This is a genomic window from Caballeronia calidae, assembly GCF_900044055.2.
Lineage (GTDB): Bacteria > Pseudomonadota > Gammaproteobacteria > Burkholderiales > Burkholderiaceae > Caballeronia > Caballeronia calidae.
This window is the reverse complement of record NZ_FCOX02000094.1, coordinates 1-18,324: the sequence shown is the minus strand read 5'-3', so window position 1 is coordinate 18,324 and position 18,324 is coordinate 1. Positions and strand designations below refer to the sequence as shown.

Sequence of the window (18,324 nt, the reverse complement as noted above, 5' to 3'; positions counted from 1 at the left end):
GGCTTCTCGTTCGCCAGCCCGCAGACCAACATCGCGCCCGTGACTCAGGTCGATGCCTCCACGCACACCGACGTCGACGTGAAGAACATCACCAAGTCGCTCGATGCGGTCGGCAGCCTGCTCGGCGGTGTGAAGCTCTAAGACCTCGTTCAATCAAACCAGTCATCGGGAAAGACATCATGTTGAAAATCGAAAATCTCGCTGTCAGCAAAGAACTCGGCCGCGCTGAAATGGGCGCCATCGTCGGCGGCGCGAGCATCTTCCAGAACAACGGCATCAACTCCAACTCGGTGACCGGCTTCTCGTTCGCCAGCCCGCAGATCAACGTCGCGCCGGTGACTCAGGTCGATGCATCGCAGTACACGAAAGTCGATCTGACGAACATCACGAAGTCGCTCGATGCCATCGGCAGCCTGCTTCATGGCGTGAAGGTCTAAAGCAACATCGTCGTAAGGGGAGAAGGGACCACTGTGCTTCCTTCTCCCCTCTTTCATCTCCCCTTCCACACGCTTCGCAAAGCGACACGATCCGCCGCACCATTCAGTCGAGCGCTTGTAAGTTGGTGCGATAAGTGATATCGGTTGCGAAACGTTCCCATTCAGTCAACGCTGAATGTCGCGCATGAACAGGTTCGCTTCGTGGAGACCGTCGCATGACAGCATTCATCGCTCACCCAGCGGTGCTCTTTGTCGTGCTGCTCGTGGGCTTTATTGCTGCGGTGACGTTCGGCGCATTCGCTCTGAGACGCATGCGGGACCTCCCTGATGAGGAACGCGACGATTTCAACGTAGTCCAGACCGCAACGTTGACCTTGCTCGCGCTGCTCATCGGGTTCTGTCTTTCGATGGCCGTCAGCCGTTACGACCAGCGCAAGACGCTCGAAGAAGCGGAAGCGAACGCGATAGGCACGGAATACGCACGCGCGGATCTCGCGGATGCGCCCATCGGTGCCCGAATGAAAAGCGCTCTGGTCGCCTATGCGAAGCTCAGGCTGACCCATTACCGGACGCGCGATCGCGACGAGCTGGCGCGACTGGACCGCGAGACCGCGAATCAGCAGTCGCAGCTTTGGACGCTGGCCGTGCAGGTCGCGAAAGACAAGCCGACGCCGATTGGCGCCCTCGTCGTCGCGGGCATGAACGACGTTCTGAATTCCCAGGACTACGCCGAGGCGGCCCGAATCAATCACATTCCCTTGGGTGCATGGGTTCTGATGATCGTGATCGCGCTATTCGCCTGCACCGTTCAGGGCTATGGCGCACGTGGAAAGCGTCGCAAGGGATGGCTCGTCACGGTGCTTCCGGTGACGGTCTCCCTGTCGCTCGCACTGATATCCGATATCGACAGTCCGCGGGGCGGGATCATCCACGTTCAACCGCAAAACCTGAACAGGCTTCTGCACTCCTTCGGCACCTAGAGTTCGCTGCGCGCTGACTCGCGGTTGTCGCGACTCCAAGTCGAACGGGTGATGTCGCCCGGCTTTCCGAACCTCGGAGGTGATCGATGCGCGTTGCAACCTTCATTGCGGGACTTGGCCTGCTGGCGTCCTCGCTCGCGCCGCTTGGCGCGCTCGCTCAAGCGCCCAAGGGCGCCACGGCCGCGACGGTACAGGCGAACGACAAGCTTCGCAGTTACCTGAACTTCACCGATCAGCGCGACTTCGACGATGCACGTCGCGGCTTCATTGCCGATCTGCCCAGTCCGGTCATCAAGGGACAAGCCGGCAATGTCGTGATCGATCTGTCGCAATACGACTTTCTGAAATCGACGTCCGGGACGCCAGCGACCGTCAATCCCAGCTTGTGGCGGCAATCGCAGATCCTTGCGATGCACGGCTTGTTCAAGGTCGTCGACGGCATCTATCAGGTCCGCAACATCGACCTCGCGAACATCACGTTCATACGCGGCAAGACGGGATGGGTCGTCGTCGACGTACTGACCTCCGCCGAGACCGCGAAAGCGGCGTATGACCTCATCAATGAAAAGGTCGAGCGGCTTCCAATCACGGGTGTGATCTTCACGCACAGTCACGTCGATCACTTCGCGGGGATTCGGGGAATCGTCGACGAGAAAGACGTGCGCTCAGGCAAGATTCCGGTGATCGCGCCCGACGGGTTCATGGAAGAAGCCGTCAGCGAGAACGTGTTCGCCGGCAACGTCATGAGCCGGCGCGCATCGTACATGTACGGCAATCTCCTGCCGAAGGACCCGCGCGGCAATGTCGGCGGCGGTCTCGGCCTGACCACGGCGGCAGGCTCGATCACGCTCTTCGAGCCGAGCAAGATCATCAAGACGACCGGCGAGAAGATGACGATCGACGGTATCGACGTCGTATTCCAGATGGCGCCCGGAACCGAAGCCCCGGCGGAGATGATGTTCTATTTCCCTCAGTTCAAGGCCATCGATCTGGCGGAGGACGGCAATCACACGCTGCACAACATCCTGACGCTGCGCGGTGCGAAAGTGCGCAGCGCGCAGAAGTGGGCGCATTACCTCGATGAGACGATCGATCTCTGGGGCGTTGATGCACAAGTATCGTTCGGAAGTCATCACTGGCCGCAGTGGGGCAACGATCGCGTCGTCGAGCACCTGAAAAAGCAGCGCGATCTGTACAAGTACATCAACGACCAGACGTTGCGCATGGCCAATCAGGGCCTCACGATGCATGAAATCGCGGAGCAGTTCGTGCTGCCCGATTCGCTCGCGAAAGAGTTTTATAACCGTGGCTACTACGGCAACCTGAAGCACAACGTCCGCGCGACCTATCAGCTTTATCTGGGATGGTGGGACGGCAACCCGGCCGACTTCGATCCTCTGCCGCCCGCGGACGAGGCGAAAAAATACGTGGAACTGATCGGCGCCGACAAGATACTCGCCAATGCGCGCGATGCCTTCGCGAAGGGCGATTACCGTTGGGCCGCCACGATCACGAACAAGCTCGTGTTCGCCCAGCCGAACAATCAGGCCGCGCGACAGCTCGAAGCGGACGCGCTCGAACAGCTCGGCTATCAGGCCGAGTCCGGCCCCGCCCGAAACTTCTATCTGAGCGGCGCGCAGGAGTTGCGCGGCGGCGTGAAGAAAATGGCGACGCCGAACACCTCGTCGCCCGACATCATTCGCGGCATGACGACCGAAATGTTCCTCGACTTCCTCGCGATCCATCTCAACGGACCGCGCGCCGGCGACAAGCGTTACGCCTTCAACGTCATATTCCCGGACATCAAGCAAAACTACTCGCTGACGGTCGAGGACGGCGTGATGAACTACGGCAAGGGCAAGACGCTGCAAAACGCCGATGCGACCATCACGCTCGATCGAACGACCCTGGACGACATCGCGCTCGGCAAGCTCAAGCTCGGCAATCTCGCCGATAGCGGTCAGGTCAGGATCGAGGGAGACCGGCAGAAGTTCAGCGACATGCTCGCGCTCTTCGACAAGTTCGATTTCTGGTTCACGATCAGCGAGCCTTGATACTGCAAAACGAGCGTCGCGCGCCGATTTCACGGCGCGGTTATGATCGGCTTCACCCTCCCTACGAGCGTGAAGCCATGAGCACTCTTCCTTATCGCAACGCCCTCATCATCGGTGCCGGGCCCGGGATCAGCGGCTCGCTCACGCGGCGCCTGCGCGCGGAGAACATTCCGGTCGTGATCGCGGCGCGCAACGTCGCGAAGCTGTCGGCACTGGTCGACGAGACGGGCGCCATCGCGCTGCCCGTCGATGCCGCCGATGCCCGTGAAATGGAAGCGCTCTTCGCCGAAACCGACGCGCGCATCGGCGCGCCCGAGATCGTGATCTACAACGCGAGCGGACGCGTGCGCGGCCCGATCGCCGAACTCGATGCGGCGGAGGTCGAGCGCGCCGTCGCGGTGTCGGCGTTCGGCGCATTCCACGCGGTCCAGCAGGCCGCGAGACGCATGATGCCCGCGGCCAAGGGCGCGATCCTGCTGACGGGCGCGACCGCCGGCGTGAAGGGCTTCGCGCTGTCCGCCCCGTTCGCGATGGGCAAGTTCGCGTTGCGCGGCCTCGCGCAGAGCGCCGCGCGCGAACTCGCGCCGAAGGGCATCCATGTCGCGCATTTCGTCATCGACGGTGGCGTGCGCGCCCCTCACCGCGCCGATCCGCCGGACGCGCCGGACAGCACGCTCGACCCCGATGCGATCGCGCAAACCTATCTCGATGTGCTGCGCCAGCATCGCAGCGCGTGGACGTGGGAAATGGAACTGCGGCCCTGGGTCGAAAAGTTCTGAGGCATCGCGCTTCAATCAGCCGCTTCACCCGCGCCGCCCCGTATCTCCTTGACACCGCGCCCCAGCCGCCGGCGCAGCAGCGTGCGCAGCGTCGCGCCGTCGACATAACCGACCTCGGCCGCGATGGCTTCGATGTCGAGCCGGCTCGTGCGCAGCAGATGCACCGCCCGCTCGACGCGAAGATCCTGGAAATACGACAGCGGCGACTTGCCGAGCACCGCCTCGATGCGCCGCTGCAGCGTGCGCGTGCTCGTCGAGAGCGCATGCGCCGCGGCATCGAGCGAAAAGCCCTGCTCGAGCCGCGCGCGGGCCCAGCGCTCGAAGCGCTCGACCATCGGGTCGGCCCGGGCGAGATGATCCGGAATCATGTAAGGCGCCTGCGATGGCCGCGCGTCCACCAGCAGATAGCGCGCCACCGTCGCCGCGAGCGCGGGGCTCGTCCGGTTCATCAGCCAGAGCGCGAGATCGAGATGGCCCATCGCGGCGCCCGCCGTCGCGAATTCGCCCGACGGCACCAGCATGCGCGCACTGTCGAGCCGCACCGCCGGATAGCGCTGCCTGAACAGCGGCGCGAGCCACCAGCTCGTGGTGGCTTCGTGACCGTCGAGCAAGCCGGACTCCGCCAGCACGAACGTGCCGATGCACGCCGCCGCGATCTTCACGCCGCTCGCGTGACTTCGCGCGAGCAGGTCCATCGCCTCGATCACGTCGCGGCGCGCGAGCGCCGGCAGCAGTTGCGCCGGCATCTTGGTGCCGGGCGCGGGCACGATCAGCCAGTCGGGATTCGTCATCGCGCTCGCGGGCTTGACGGGCACGCGCATGCCGAGCGCGGTCCGCACGTCGCGCCGCATGCCGATCAGCTCGATCTCGAAGCGCGGACCGCCGCCGGGCTGCTGCATGTCGGCGAGTTCGTTCGCGGTGGTGAAGGCGTCGAGCACGGCAGACAGCGCCGTGTCGAACACGCCGTCGAGGGCGAGAACCGTCAGTCGCATGGCGTGAATGATTCTAAAAATGTCATTTCCGACAATAGCCCGGACGCTCCGCCTTGTCTACAGTGAGGTTCATCCGTTCGCGCCCGCGTGCGCCGCGCCGCCGATTCCCCCGATGACAGGAGCCTCCATGAGTTCGATCACGACAGACCTCGACCGCCCGATCTGGACCGCGCTGACCACGCGTCAGGCACATCTGAGCCACGGCGACGCGCTCGCGCGGCGCTTTCATCCCGATGTGGCGCCGTTCGCGGCGATGTCGTCCGAGACCCCCGACGCCTGGCGCGCGCTCCATGCGCTGCTGCGGCCTGAGGAGCAGGTCGTCATTCAATCGCCGGATGGCGCTGCGGGCATCGATGCGTTGCAGGTGAAGCGCGTCGGCACGATTCATCAGATGATCGAGACGCGGCGCGTCGACGAACGCACGGACGACCGCGACGTGCTCGCCCTCGGCAGCGCCGATGTCGACGACATGCTCGCGCTCGTGCAGCGCACCCGGCCTGGACCGTTCGCAAAACGCACGCATGAGATGGGCCGCTACATCGGGATTCGCGAGCAGGGGGAACTCATCGCGATGGCGGGCGAGCGCATGGCGATCGACGGATATGTGGAGATCAGCGCGGTGTGCGTCGACGAGCGCTGGCGCGGACGCGGCCTCGCCGCGCGGCTCATGAACCTCCTGCGCCGGGACATCGCGCTACGCGGCGAGACGGCGTTCCTGCACGTGTTCAGCCACAACGAGAGTGCGATCGGCCTCTATGAGCGGCTCGGCTTCGAACTGCGTCACGCGTTCGTGCTCGCGCAGGTCAGTCATGCTGACGCGCAAAACGCTTAGCCGCGACGGACGGAAGCTCGCCGAACATCACGCGATAGTCGTGCGCGAAGCTGCTCAGATGCCAGAAGCCCCACTTCGTCGCGGCCAGCGTGACGGAGTCGCCGAGCCGCAGTTCCCGGCGCACATGATTGAGCCGCACCGCGCGCAGATACGCGATCGGGTTCAGGTTCAGCGCATCCTGAAACGCGTATTGGAGCGTCCGTCTGCTGATGCCGAGCTGCACGCACAACTCCGCGATCGACAAGGGACACGTCGCCGGGTCCTGAAGCCGGTCCTGCACGGCATTGACGAGCGGCCAGTACTTCGTCGGACGCGCCTGCGCGCTGCCCGCTTCGAGCGATGAAGGCGACATGACCTCCGATATCGCATAGAGGATGGTCCGCTCGAGCAGTTCGATGCGGTCGTCGGTATCGGCCTGCTCGCCGGGCGCCGCCTGCGCCGCGGCGGCGAGGGTCTGCTTCAGGAGCTGGCGCAGGTTGTCGGCGAGATCGGTGGCCATCGGAATCAGCGGCGATATCGGGCGGCCGAGCAGCGACGCGGCGAGCACGCGCATCGGCTCCGAAGCGAGCTTGTCCGGCTCGATCTCCACGTTCACGAGCACATGGCGGTCCGGCGAAAAGAATTCGAATTCCGGGCCGCTCGAAAAAACGTGCAGGCTGTCTCGGCTGCTCTTCTCTCCGCACATCCGCGCGTGGCCCTCCAGCTCCAGCGGAACCGCCACGGCGAGCCTGTCCGAAGGCACCGAGCCTTGCTGAAGAATGATCTTGTCGAGATGCTCGACCAGCAGCCGGATGCCGCCGAGCGACACGATCGACGATGAACCGCGAAACAGGCCGCCCGAGATCTGCGTGTAATTGAGGCTCCATCCATCGAATGCGCGCGCCTGCTCGTCGACGTCCGTAAACGAAGAGAAAGCGACCGCGCGCGCGAGCAGCCGTGCGTCGGAAGCGATCGTGAGGGGTAAGGCCGTGCTCATTGCGAATTGCCGTAATGCGGTCTGGAATGACGAAACCGTCCGAGAGCGTAACGTGCCAAAAAGCGGTCAGGCCGCGTGCCCGTGCAAACCCTGACTTGCCGAAATCCGATAGTACAAAACTTTCCGGCGCAATAACTTTGCATCCGGCAGGAAGGCATTGCTGTGCCGCCTGTCCCGACTGACAAACGCTGGAACCGGAGAACACGAACATGGGTGTAAAGATTGACGGCCGGCTCGCGGGCAAAGTCGCTATCGTGAGCGGCGGGGCCGGCGGCTGCGGCGCCGCCGCGTCGGAGCTGTTCGCCGCGCAGGGCGCGAAGGTAGCCATCATCGACCGTAACGGCGATGCCGCCGAAACGCTCGCGTCGATCCTGCGCGACCGTGGCCTGCAGGCGATCGGCCTCGGCGCCGACGTCGCGAGCCAGGCCGACGTGCAACGCGCGGTCGGCGCCGTGCGCGAGCAGTACGGCAACGCGAACATTCTCTTCAATCACGCGGGCACGCTCATCGTGAAGCCGTTTCTCGAGATCGAGGAAAGCGAGTGGGACTGGCTCATGGGCGTGAACGTCAAGAGCATGTTCCTGATGACGAAGGCGGTCCTGCCGCAGATGCTCGAGGAAGGCGGCGGCAGCATCGTCTGCACGTCGTCGATATCGGCGGTATGCGCGACGCCCGGCGAAGTGCTCTACGACGCGACCAAGGGCGCCTGCCACATGTTCGCCCGCGCGATCGCGGTCGAGTATCGCGACCGGGGCATCCGCTGCAACGCGCTCGCGCCGGGCTTCATCCGCACGCCGCACGGGATTCGCGAACTGAAGGACCTTCAGGCGATGGGCGTCGACGCCACCGAGGAAGCCATCACGGCACAGCAGGGGCGCCTGTGCGAGCCTTCGGAAGTCGCGGCGGCTGCGCTATTCCTGGCATCCGACGAATCGAGCTTCGTGAACGGCACGCATCTCTTCGTCGACAACTGTTTTTCGGCAGTCTGAGCCAACCGGCACGAAATACCACGCATACAAAAACATGCCGAGGGCGGCATTCGAATCGAAGGCTTCGCAGCGATGCGAACCTTCGATTTTTTTTCGCCCGCCGCGCGCTGCATTCCAGCGCAATGTCGCAATTCTTCTATCCCGGCGCGCCGGCTTTCGATGGAATACGGGAAAGAAAGGCGTTCCGTAGCAATCTGAATCTCTCACAGGGTAATCACCATGTTCAATCGCGCAGCCAGCACCGTTGAAAACGTCGATCCGGAACTCTGGGCGGCCATCACCGATGAAAACAAGCGTCAGGAAGATCACATCGAGCTGATCGCGTCGGAAAACTACACGAGCCCGGCGGTCATGGCCGCGCAAGGCTCGCAGCTCACCAACAAGTACGCGGAAGGCTATCCGGGCAAGCGTTACTACGGCGGTTGCGAATATGTCGACGTGGTCGAGCAACTCGCGATCGACCGTGTGAAGCAGATTTTCGGCGCCGAAGCCGCGAACGTGCAGCCGAACTCCGGCTCGCAGGCGAACCAGGGCGTGTTCTTCGCGATGCTGCAGCCCGGCGACACCATCATGGGCCTGAGCCTCGCGCACGGGGGCCACCTCACGCACGGCTCGCCCGTCAACATGTCGGGCAAGTGGTTCAAGGTCGTGAGCTATGGCCTCAACGAAGCCGAGGACATCGACTACGAAGCCGCCGAACAGCTCGCGAATGAGCACAAGCCGAAGCTGATCGTCGCGGGCGCATCGGCGTTCGCGTTGAAGATCGATTTCGAACGCCTCGCGAAGATCGCGAAGTCGGTCGGCGCGTATCTGATGGTGGACATGGCGCACTACGCCGGCCTGATCGCCGCGGGCGTGTATCCGAACCCGGTTCCTCATGCGGACTTCGTCACCACGACGACGCACAAGAGCCTGCGCGGCCCGCGCGGCGGCGTGATCCTGATGAAGGAAGAGTTCGCGAAGCAGATCAACTCCGCGATCTTCCCCGGCATTCAGGGCGGCCCGCTGATGCACGTGATCGCCGCGAAGGCCGTCGCGTTCAAGGAAGCGCTGTCGCCGGAATTCAAGGCGTATCAGCAGCAGGTCGTCGATAACGCCCGCGTGCTCGCTGAAACGCTCGTGAAGCGCGGCTTGCGCATCGTGTCGGGCCGCACCGAAAGCCACGTGATGCTCGTCGATCTGCGCGCGAAGAAGATCACCGGCAAGGCTGCGGAAGCCGCGCTCGGCGCTGCGCACATCACGGTCAACAAGAACGCGATCCCCAACGATCCGGAAAAGCCCTTCGTCACGAGCGGCATTCGCCTCGGCTCGCCCGCGATGACGACGCGCGGCTTCGGCGTGAAGGAAGCGGAGATCGTCGGCAACCTGATCGCCGACGTGCTGGAAAGCCCGGAAGACGCGGCCAACCTCGAACGCGTTCGCCAGCAGGTCGCCGAGCTGACGAAGCGCTTCCCGGTGTACGGCTGAGGTAATCCGCAGGTAAGGTAACGCCCTGACGTCGGGCCCGCTGTCGCCGTGCAGCGGGCCCGACGTTTTTCATTGGTGCAACGGACTCCGTCAGGGATGACCCGTACTTGCCGAAATGCGATAGTGCTCAAAAAAACGGCCTCCTAAAGTGACATCGACTCGCAACGTATCAAGGCTCGATGCCGGCAGCTGGACTCTTTTGGAGACTGACCATGGATGTGGAAAAGCGAAGTATCGAATTCATTCCGCTCAACGAGCGGTATGGCACGCCGAAGCGGCTGTTCACGATCTGGTTCAGCGCGAACATGCAGGTGACGGCGCTCGTCATCGGCACGCTCGGGATCGTCGCGGGGCTGAGCCTCTTCTGGACCATCGTCGGCCTGATTCTCGGCAACGTGATCGGCACCATCTTCATGGCCGCGCACTCCGCGCAGGGGCCGCATCTCGGCATCCCGCAGATGATCCAGAGCCGCGCGCAGTTCGGCGTGTTCGGCGCGGCGTTCCCGCTCGCGATCGTGGTGCTCGCGTACATCCTCTTCGTCGCGGCGGGCGGCGTGGTGATGCGCGATTCGGTGAAGGCCATCTATCCGATGAGCGACAACGCGGCCATCATCCTCTTCGGCGTGCTCACGTTCGTCATCAGCTATATCGGCTATGAACTGATTCACAAGATGGGCGCGTTCATGACGCTGCTCTCGTGTGTGATCTTCTTCGCATCGGCGGCGCTGGTGTTCTCGAAGCCCGAGATGCTGAGCAACATTCAACACGCGAAGCACGGCTTCTCCGGCGGCGCGTTCAATCTGGTCGTTGCGCAGGCCGCATCGTGGACGCTCGGCTTCGGCCCCTACGTGGCGGACTATTCGCGCTACCTGCCCGCCAACGTGAAGACGAAGCACACGTTCTGGTACACGTATCTCGGCGGCCTGCTCGGCTCGCTGCTCGTGATGATGCTCGGCGCGTTGCTCGCCACGGCCGCGCCTTCCATTGCCACCGATCCGGGCACGGGCATCGCGTCGATGTTCGGCGGCTGGTCGCGTCCGGCGCTCATCATCATCGTGCTGGGCGTGCTGCTGTTCAACGTGCTGAGCCTGTACAGCGCGTATATGTCGAGCGTGACCATCTTCAGCGGCTTTCACAAGATGACGCGCGTGGGCAAGCTCATGAAGTTTTCCGTGCTCGCGGTGACGGCCGCGATCGCCACGGTCATCGCCATCGGCACGCAGTATCACTTCAACGACTATTTCGCGGATATCCTCAACGCGCAGATCTATGTGCTCGTGCCCTGGAGCTCGATCAACCTCGTCGACTATTACCTCGTTCGCAAGGGCGATTATTCGGTGACGGAGATGTACGACGCGCGCGGCCGCTACGGCAAGTTCAATATGTCGACGCTGGCGATCTACTGCCTCGGCATCGCGAGCACGCTGCCCTTCATGGATCTCTCGTTCTATCACAGCTACTTCGCGAAGATGATCGGCGCGGACGTGAGCTGGATTCCGAGCCTGCTCGTGCCCGGCATCCTCTACTACGTGATGAACCGCGGACTCTCGATGGAATCGCGCGCCGTGGCCAACTAAGCGCAGTTCGCATCGCCCGATCTCAGCCGCGTTCCCGACGCGGCTGTTTTCATTTCGAAGCGCTTGACAGCGTGATCTAATTTACTGGAAACTGCATCCACTATGTTAGATAACGCCAATCCAACCGACGAAACCGCCGAGAGCGGCATCAACGAACGCATCGCCGAGCGCGTGCGCGCGCTGCGGGCGGCACGCGGCTACACGCTCGACGCGCTCGCGACGCGCTGCGGCGTGAGCCGCTCGATGATCTCGATGATCGAACGCGGCGCGGCCAGCCCGACGGCCGTCGTCCTCGACAAACTCGCTGCGGGCCTCGGCATATCGCTCGCGAGCCTGTTCGGCGGCGAGCGGGAAGGTGCGCCGGCGGAACCGCTCGTGCGGCGCGGTGCGCAATTGAAATGGCGCGATCCGGAGTCCGGCTACACGCGCAGAAACCTTTCTCCGCCGGGCTGGCCGTCCCCGCTTCAACTGGTCGAAGTGGACTTCCCGGCCGGCGCGCGCGTCGCATACGAAACGGGCGGGCGCGAATCGACGATGCATCAGCAGGTCTGGGTCATGAGCGGACGCATCGACATCGTGATCGGCGACGCGCTTCATTCGCTCCAGCAAGGCGATTGTCTCGCGATGCGGCTGGACCGGCCGATCATCTTCAGCAATCCGACATCGAAAGCGGCGCGCTACGTCCTCGCGATCTGCGACGCACCCGCGACCTGATTCATCCCTGGCCTCAAGCGACACACCCATGAAAACCTCCGCACCGCACGACGACGTGCGCCTGATCGACTGCAACGAAGCCGACCACGCGCTCGCGATCCTCGACATCCTCAACGACGCCATCGTCAACTCGACCGCGCTCTACGACTACGTGCCCCGCCCTGCAGCGGCCATGTCAACGTGGTTCGCCGCCAAGCGCGCGGGCGGCTTTCCGGTCGTCGGCGCGGTCGATGCCGCCGGCAAGCTGCTGGGCTTCGCGAGCTGGGGCACGTTCCGCGCCTTTCCCGCCTACAAGTACACGGTGGAGCACAGCGTCTACGTGCATCGGGATTGCCGCGGCCGCGGGCTCGGCGAGCGCCTGCTGCGCGAGCTGATCCGGCGCGCGCGCGATGCGCAGGTGCATGTGCTCGTCGGTTGCGTCGATGCGGCCAATGCGGGCAGCATCGGCCTGCACACGCGGCTCGGCTTCCGGCACTCGGGCACCATCACGGAGGCCGGGTTCAAGTTCGGCCGATGGCTCGACGCGGCGTTCTACCAGCTCAACCTCGAAACGCCCACGGCGCCTGTCGACGGCTGAGCGCAAGCCCTGAGAGCGCACTGCGAAGGCTGCACATCGGCGCGAAAAGGTCATCGCGCGTCACGCATAACTTCAAGTAATGCAAGCCGGAAAATTAAGCGCATTGACGCTGTTTTCTCGCGATCCAATACTGCAGCCATCGCAACGCACTCACAGGCACTCGCAAACGCCATGAACTCGGTTGACAGAATCTTCGCCCCCGCGCTCGATCTCGATGACAGACTCGCCGATGCCGGCACCTGGGAGCATGGCGCCCGGCTTTGGCCGAGCAGCGAGCAGCAGACGCTGACGTGCTGCCGCGTCGTCGACGAAACGCACGACATCAAGAGCTTCGAATTCCGCACGTCGGACGGGCTGCCCGTGCGTTTCGAGCCGGGCCAGTTCATGACCGTGTCCGCGAATGTGCAGGGGCAACCGGTCGAGCGTTGCTACACGATTTCGTCGCCGCCGACGCGTCCCTTTCTCGTCTCCATCACCGTGAAGTGCGTGCCCGGCGGCACGATGTCGAACTGGCTTCACGACAACATGAAGCCCGGCAGCGAGCTGCGTGCCTACGGGCCGTCCGGCACCTTCACGCCGACCATCGCGCCCGCGACGAAGTCGCTCTATCTCTCCGCGGGCTCCGGCGTCACGCCGTTGATGTCGATGACACGTGCGAGCATCGATCTGGGTCTGGACCGAGACATCGTCTTCATCCATAGCGCGCGCACGCCCGCCGATATCGTGTTCCGCGATGAACTGGCGAGGCTCGCGAAGCTGTCGCCGCGCCTGCGCGTGTTCTTCGTCTGCGAAGGCATCGGCGACGAAGCGGAATGGGACGGTCCGATTGGCCGCCTGAGTCTCCAGTTGTTGTCGAAGTGGGCGCCCGATTATCTCGAGCGCGAAGTCTTCACGTGCGGCCCGGCCGGTTACATGGGCGCGGTGCGCGGCCTGCTCCTCGAAGGCGGCCACAATCCGGCGCGCTACCATCAGGAAAGCTTCGACATCAAAGCCGATGTCGCGCCGGAGCCCGCGCCCGAACCCGCGTGCGAGCCAGCCGATGCCGCTCAGGCCACCTTCACCGTCAAGCTGTCGCGCTCGTCGAAGTCCTTCACGATGAACGCGACGGACACCGTGCTCGCGGCGGCGAAGAAAGCGGGGGTCGCTGTCGCGTCATCGTGCAGCCAGGGCGTGTGCGGCACGTGCAAGACGAAGGTGCTGGAAGGATCGGTCGACATGAAACACAATGGCGGCATTCGCGACAGGGAAGTTCAGAAGGGATTCCGTCTGCTGTGCTGCAGCCGCCCGACATCGGACCTCGTGCTGGAACTTTGACGAGACCCTTCGCGCGCCCATGTCAGCCACGGAGCACGTCATGAACGGTCGTCCGGAGAATGTTTCGGCGTACATCGCCATTGCGGAAAAGCTGTTCAGCTCGGAGAAGCTGCCGGACGGCGGGCGCCGCGTCGCGTCGCGGGTTTTCGAGCGGCTGCGCACACCGTCCGACGACGGCGCGCGGCACGACACGCGCTATCCCGCCTGCGATTCGCTCGACGCGGCGCTCGCCCCGTTCATCGGCCACGACACCCTCTTCGGCGCCGCCGCGCGCGCGATCACGGCGCTCGAGCCCGACCTCGGATGGTCGCGCCGCTCGTCGGGCGTGAACGGCAGCGACAACTATATCGACGCCCACGTGCACGGCATGATCTGCGGGCCCGGCGGCGCAGAGAGCCGCTATGACGTGCAACTGGGCTTCTCGCTGATGCTGCCGCACACGCGATACCCCGACCACAGCCATCCGCCCGAGGAAGCCTACGTGCTGTTCACGCCCGGCGAGTTCCGGCAGAACGGCGGCGACTGGATCGATCCGGGCATCGGCGGCGGCATTCACAACGTGCGTGGCAATCCGCACGCGATGCGATCGGGCGCGACGCCGTTCCTCGCGATCTGGTGCCTGCTCACGAGGGACGGCGACTAGCGGCGAGCGGCAGGCGCGCTCACTTCCCCGGCGTCAACACCACCCTGAACCGCGCCTTGCCGCTCATCATCCGCGCATAGGCTTCCGCGGCGCGCGAGAGCGGGAATTCCTCGATCATCGGCTTCACGCCCGACAGCGCGCTGAACGCGAGCGTGTCCTGCGAATCCGCCGCCGTGCCGGACGGCCAGCCCTGCACCGAGTTGCGGCCCATGATGAACTGCGTGATCGGCACCTCGACCGGCTCTTCGGATATCCCGACCATGATGAGCTTGCCGTTCAGCCCGAGACCGCCGAGCGTTGCGTTCATCGCCTTGCCGCTCGTGGCCGTCGCCAGAATGACGCGCGCGCCGCCGAGCGCCTGCAGCGTTTCGGCGACATTCTGCGATTCGCTGTCGATGTAGTGATGCGCGCCGAGTTGCTTCGCGAGCGGCGCCTTGTCCTGTCCGCGCGCGATGGCGACCGTCACGAAACCCATCTTCCGCGCGAACTGCACGCCCAGATGACCGAGCCCGCCGATGCCGAGGATCGCGGCCACGTCGCCCGCGCGCGCGCCGCTGTTGCGCAGCGCGTTGAAGGTGGTGATGCCCGCGCAAAGGAGCGGCGCGGCATCGACGTCGGAGAGGTCGTCGGGCATGCGCGCGAGCGCTTCCTGCGGCGCCACCATGTACTCCGCGTAGCCGCCGTCATAACTGATGCCGGGCACGAGCGCATGCTTGCAAAGCACGAAGTCGCCGCGCCGGCAATGCTCGCAATGGCCGCAATGCCCGCCGTGCCAGCCCACGCCCACGCGCTGCCCGTTTTCCCAACCTTCGACGCCCGCGCCGGTCTTCTCGATCACGCCCGCGATCTCGTGACCCGGCACGCGCGGAAACTGCAGGCCCGGCCACAGGCCTTCGACGGTCAGCGAATCGCTGTGGCAGATCCCGCACGCCTGCACCTTGATCAACACGTGTCCTTCGGGCGGCTCCGGCACGTCGCGCTGGACGACCTCCAATGGACCATTGGCTTTCGCTACCTGCACTGCCTGCATCGTTGGCATCGCCTGCTCCTTTCGATGGGAGAAAAACGCGCGGCATACGCGTGCACGCCGCATACGGATGAGACGGTCCGGCCAATCGCAATCCCGACCGCATCGTCGAGACACGTCCGAATCGGCGATTGTGACAGGGATCGGCGCGAGGCATGTGCCGGCCCTCCGGATGACTGGAAGCACGAAGAAACAAATTCGAACATCGGACACGGTCATCGCCGGTTACCATCATCGTTCAGCGCGTTTAAAGAAGCGGAAACGGGCCGATCGCGATGACGCCGGATTCAGGCGTCGCGCGGGGAGACCCGGAATCACGAGAGCGACCTTCAAGGGTGTCATGTCAAAGAACGAAGACGCAGTTGCGAACGATCAGGCAATCGATCCCACGAATCAGGCCGCCAGCGATCCCTACGAGACACAGGACGAGACAGGCGCGGAGCACGAAGCGCCAGCCGTGGCCCGCACCGGGCCGCTCACCGAAGCGAAGCTCTTCGGCAGGCAGACGCCGCCCGCGGCCGCCGCGCCGCCCGAGGCGCCGCCGCACGTTCCCGGCGGCGCCGCCGGCAGCAGCTATCGGGCGCTGGCCGGACTTCTCTGCGGCTATGCGCTGCTCATCGTCGGAAACGGGCTGTTTCAAACGCTCATTCCACTGCGCATCCTGCAATCGGGTTATTCGACGCTCGTCATCGGCCTGATTCAGTCGTGCTACTACGCCGGGTTCATCCTCGGAGCCGTGTTCAATCGCCGGCTCATCGACCGCATCGGGCAGCATCGGACCTTCGTCGCATTCTCGGCGGCGGCGTCCATTCTCGCGCTCGCGTTCGGCGCGGCGCAGTCGCCGTGGACGCTCGGGGCCGTGCGTCTGTTAACCGGCTTCGCGTTCATGGGCCTCTATACGTCGATCGAGAGCTGGCTCAACGGCACGGTCGAGAACGAAAAGCGCGGACAGGTCTTCGGCTCGTATGCGGCCATCAACTATCTCGCGGTGGGAACGGGGCAGTTCCTGCTGAATGTCGGCGCGGGCTCGGGCGGGCAGCAGTTTTCCATCGCCGCGGCGCTCTTCGCCGCCGCCGTGATGCCCGTGACCTTGCTCGAAGGCTGGCCGGTGAAGGTCGCGGATGAAACGCTGCATCGCGTGCCCGCGCGCACGTGGCGGGAAAGCGTGCGCGAGATGATGGTGTCCGCGCCGCTCGCGGTGCCGGGCTGCATCCTCGCGGGCTTCATCTACAGCAGCTTCTACGCGATGATGCCGGTCTATCTCGAACGCGCGGGTTTCTCGACGAGCGAGCTCGCAACGTTCATGGGCATTGCGCTGATCGGCGCGCTCGTGCCGCAATGGCCGATGGGCCGCCTCTCCGACAAGGTCGACCGGCGGCGTCTCGTCTATATCACGGCATCGATCTCGGCAGCACTGAGCCTCGTGCTGTTCCTCTTCGACGTGCGCGTGATCACCTGGGTCGCGACGCTAGTCTATGTGGCCGTCACGTTCACGCAATACGGGCTGATCGTGTCGCACGTGCAGGATCGCACGGAGGCGCATCATCGCGTCGCCATATCGGCGCTGCTGCTCGTGCTGTTCTCGTTCGGCGGAATGACGGGACCGGCGCTGGCGTCGGCGCTGATGACGATCGTCGGGCCGAGCGGGCTGTTTCTGTTCAATGCGCTGTCGTGCGCGTTGCTCGCGTTGAGCGCGCGGCGTGCGCTCGGCATTCATTTGCGCAATGCGCAGGCGAACGCCGAGGCGTGACTCACGCGCGCTTTATCGGAGAACGCCTGCGGCTGTTTCCATGTCAGCGCGCCACAGACCGGCCGTTCGCGTTCAGCACGCCGCGGCGGCGGCGAGGCGCCGCTTGCGTCTGACCGGTCTTTGCTTGCGGCGCGTTCGGGTGCTCGTCGACAGCGCTGGGCACGTGCGTCGAATCATGCGCTTTCGGGGGCGCATCGAGCCCCGGCGTCCCCACGGAAACATAGCCGCCGATCGCAAGCACGGCCAGCACGACCGCCAGCACCACGCGCAAGCGCGTGCGCTGCTCCGGTCGTCGCGATGCGCGCGCGACAGGTTGACCGGACGAGTGCGCTAACAAGCGCGATCGCGGAACGGTCTTTTCCTGTTCGCGATGAAAATCGCAATGCGGACAAATGCGAAAGTTCGCGGCGACCGTCCTGCGACAGCGCGGGCATTGCATGAGCCGATCCTTGAAGGAAAATCGTCTGCTCATATGCGCAATTTCCTCGATCCAGTTGGCGACGCGAAGCGCGTCGAGGCTCGGCTCTCATGATCTATCGTAGTGGATGAAGACATCTGAACAGACGTGCTGATCGTCAGATCTCATCCCGCGCAAAGATGACGTTCTCGTGCTTCACTATCGTTTGATTTTCCGATCCGCGTTCCATTCTCCGACGCAAAGCGACTTACAAGCAGCATTGCGTTACAACGTGACTGATTGTCTGCCACGCGGCGCGATGCATCAACCGAATCGCACGATCGCGCGCATGATAAGGCGCTTATATGGGCCCTTGCGGAAAGCATCATCCCTGGCGCGATTTCACCCTTCAACACTTCAAACAGACTACCGGGACTCCTGTACGCTTCGCCGCTCAGGAGCGCGATATATCCACGCGTGAGCTTTATCATCCACGACGCATAGAACATCTTGTTCGTATGCCTTGTCAAAGATGTCTGACGTGCAACGCGTGATCTGTTAGCGATTGTCCAATGCATTTTTTTTGTGCCCCGATCGCAGAGAAGCTCTTGTGTGGACCGCCGTTCTTGCCTACCGTTGAGGCGTTGCGCAGTATGGCTTTCGTGCCGTGGATGGCCGGTCTCGCGATCATTGCAACAGTTCTTCCCGGCAAATCGAGCGTACCTAATCGCGAATCGCCCACGCATTCCGGCCCTGTCGGGTAAGGAGGGTGCAAATGAAGGCGCATTTTCTGGGTTGGAGCGCCGCAGCCGGCGCTGT

General features: G+C 64.0%; 18 protein-coding genes. 13 read left to right on the top strand and 5 right to left on the bottom strand.

The genetic code is table 11. From position 1 onward, the window contains the following. Positions 1-179: 179 nt before the first annotated feature. The 4 genes from AWB78_RS38075 to AWB78_RS38060 all read left to right on the top strand — a co-directional run bounded on the left by AWB78_RS38075 (position 180) and on the right by AWB78_RS38060 (position 4,250). Complete coding sequence (locus AWB78_RS38075; protein WP_062611884.1) at positions 180-437, top strand: hypothetical protein; 258 nt, start codon at positions 180-182, stop codon at positions 435-437. A gap of 215 nt (positions 438-652) precedes the next feature. Continuing rightward, positions 653-1,417, top strand: a complete 765-nt coding sequence (locus tag AWB78_RS38070) for a bestrophin-like domain (protein ID WP_062611883.1) — start codon at positions 653-655, stop codon at positions 1,415-1,417. 86 nt (positions 1,418-1,503) lie between these two features. After that, positions 1,504-3,471: an alkyl/aryl-sulfatase gene (locus tag AWB78_RS38065; protein ID WP_062611882.1), complete on the top strand. Its 1,968-nt coding sequence runs from the start codon at positions 1,504-1,506 to the stop codon at positions 3,469-3,471. A 77-nt stretch (positions 3,472-3,548) separates the two neighbouring features. Continuing rightward, positions 3,549-4,250, top strand: coding sequence for an SDR family NAD(P)-dependent oxidoreductase (locus AWB78_RS38060; protein WP_062611881.1), 702 nt, complete (start codon positions 3,549-3,551; stop codon positions 4,248-4,250). Between the two features lie 11 nt (positions 4,251-4,261). Here AWB78_RS38060 and AWB78_RS38055 read toward each other — a convergent pair whose 3' ends face one another. Next, positions 4,262-5,242: a GlxA family transcriptional regulator gene (locus tag AWB78_RS38055; protein ID WP_062611880.1), complete on the bottom strand. Its 981-nt coding sequence runs from the start codon at positions 5,240-5,242 to the stop codon at positions 4,262-4,264. Between the two features lie 127 nt (positions 5,243-5,369). On the opposite strand from AWB78_RS38055, the gene AWB78_RS38050 reads away from it, so the two are divergent. Next, positions 5,370-6,074, top strand: a complete 705-nt coding sequence (locus AWB78_RS38050; RefSeq protein WP_096031913.1) for a GNAT family N-acetyltransferase — start codon at positions 5,370-5,372, stop codon at positions 6,072-6,074. On the opposite strand, the gene AWB78_RS38045 is transcribed toward AWB78_RS38050, so the two are convergent. Next, positions 6,046-7,050 carry a helix-turn-helix domain-containing protein gene (locus AWB78_RS38045; protein ID WP_062611878.1) on the bottom strand — a complete coding sequence of 335 codons (1,005 nt, stop codon included), beginning with the start codon at positions 7,048-7,050 and terminating at the stop codon, positions 6,046-6,048. The two genes, AWB78_RS38050 and AWB78_RS38045, sit on opposite strands and share 29 nt — an antisense overlap. Positions 7,051-7,259: 209 nt before the next feature. On the opposite strand from AWB78_RS38045, the gene AWB78_RS38040 reads away from it, so the two are divergent. The 7 genes from AWB78_RS38040 to AWB78_RS38010 all read left to right on the top strand — a co-directional run bounded on the left by AWB78_RS38040 (position 7,260) and on the right by AWB78_RS38010 (position 14,331). Further along, positions 7,260-8,039 (top strand): SDR family NAD(P)-dependent oxidoreductase, encoded by a 780-nt coding sequence (locus tag AWB78_RS38040; RefSeq protein ID WP_062611877.1) that lies wholly within the window; start codon positions 7,260-7,262, stop codon positions 8,037-8,039. A 219-nt stretch (positions 8,040-8,258) separates the two neighbouring features. Beyond that, entirely contained in the window at positions 8,259-9,506 is a 1,248-nt protein-coding gene (gene glyA, locus AWB78_RS38035) for a serine hydroxymethyltransferase (protein WP_062611876.1), read from the top strand. A gap of 212 nt (positions 9,507-9,718) precedes the next feature. Beyond that, positions 9,719-11,083 (top strand): purine-cytosine permease family protein, encoded by a 1,365-nt coding sequence (locus tag AWB78_RS38030; protein WP_062611875.1) that lies wholly within the window; start codon positions 9,719-9,721, stop codon positions 11,081-11,083. A gap of 102 nt (positions 11,084-11,185) precedes the next feature. Then, positions 11,186-11,797, top strand: coding sequence for a helix-turn-helix domain-containing protein (locus AWB78_RS38025; protein ID WP_062611874.1), 612 nt, complete (start codon positions 11,186-11,188; stop codon positions 11,795-11,797). A 28-nt stretch (positions 11,798-11,825) separates the two neighbouring features. Then, entirely contained in the window at positions 11,826-12,374 is a 549-nt protein-coding gene (locus AWB78_RS38020; protein ID WP_062611873.1) for a GNAT family N-acetyltransferase, read from the top strand. Positions 12,375-12,545: 171 nt separating this feature from the next. After that, on the top strand, positions 12,546-13,688 hold the full coding sequence (locus tag AWB78_RS38015) for an FAD-binding oxidoreductase (protein ID WP_062611872.1): 1,143 nt from the start codon (positions 12,546-12,548) through the stop codon (positions 13,686-13,688). Positions 13,689-13,728: 40 nt separating this feature from the next. Beyond that, complete coding sequence (locus AWB78_RS38010) at positions 13,729-14,331, top strand: dimethylsulfoniopropionate lyase (RefSeq protein WP_062611871.1); 603 nt, start codon at positions 13,729-13,731, stop codon at positions 14,329-14,331. 19 nt (positions 14,332-14,350) lie between these two features. On the opposite strand, the gene AWB78_RS38005 is transcribed toward AWB78_RS38010, so the two are convergent. Then, positions 14,351-15,370 (bottom strand): alcohol dehydrogenase, encoded by a 1,020-nt coding sequence (locus AWB78_RS38005; protein ID WP_062611870.1) that lies wholly within the window; start codon positions 15,368-15,370, stop codon positions 14,351-14,353. A 328-nt stretch (positions 15,371-15,698) separates the two neighbouring features. Here AWB78_RS38005 and AWB78_RS38000 point away from each other — a divergent pair, with 328 nt between their 5' ends. Next, a complete protein-coding gene (locus tag AWB78_RS38000) occupies positions 15,699-17,108 on the top strand; it encodes an MFS transporter (RefSeq protein WP_062611869.1) in 1,410 nt (469 codons plus the stop codon). Positions 17,109-17,151: 43 nt separating this feature from the next. On the opposite strand, the gene AWB78_RS37995 is transcribed toward AWB78_RS38000, so the two are convergent. Together AWB78_RS37995 and AWB78_RS48785 are read right to left on the bottom strand one after the other, a co-directional pair. Continuing rightward, a complete protein-coding gene (locus tag AWB78_RS37995) occupies positions 17,152-17,445 on the bottom strand; it encodes a hypothetical protein (protein ID WP_157697760.1) in 294 nt (97 codons plus the stop codon). A gap of 586 nt (positions 17,446-18,031) precedes the next feature. Continuing rightward, a partial coding sequence (locus tag AWB78_RS48785; RefSeq protein ID WP_232478043.1) for a hypothetical protein occupies positions 18,032-18,324 on the bottom strand: 293 nt, incomplete at its 5' end.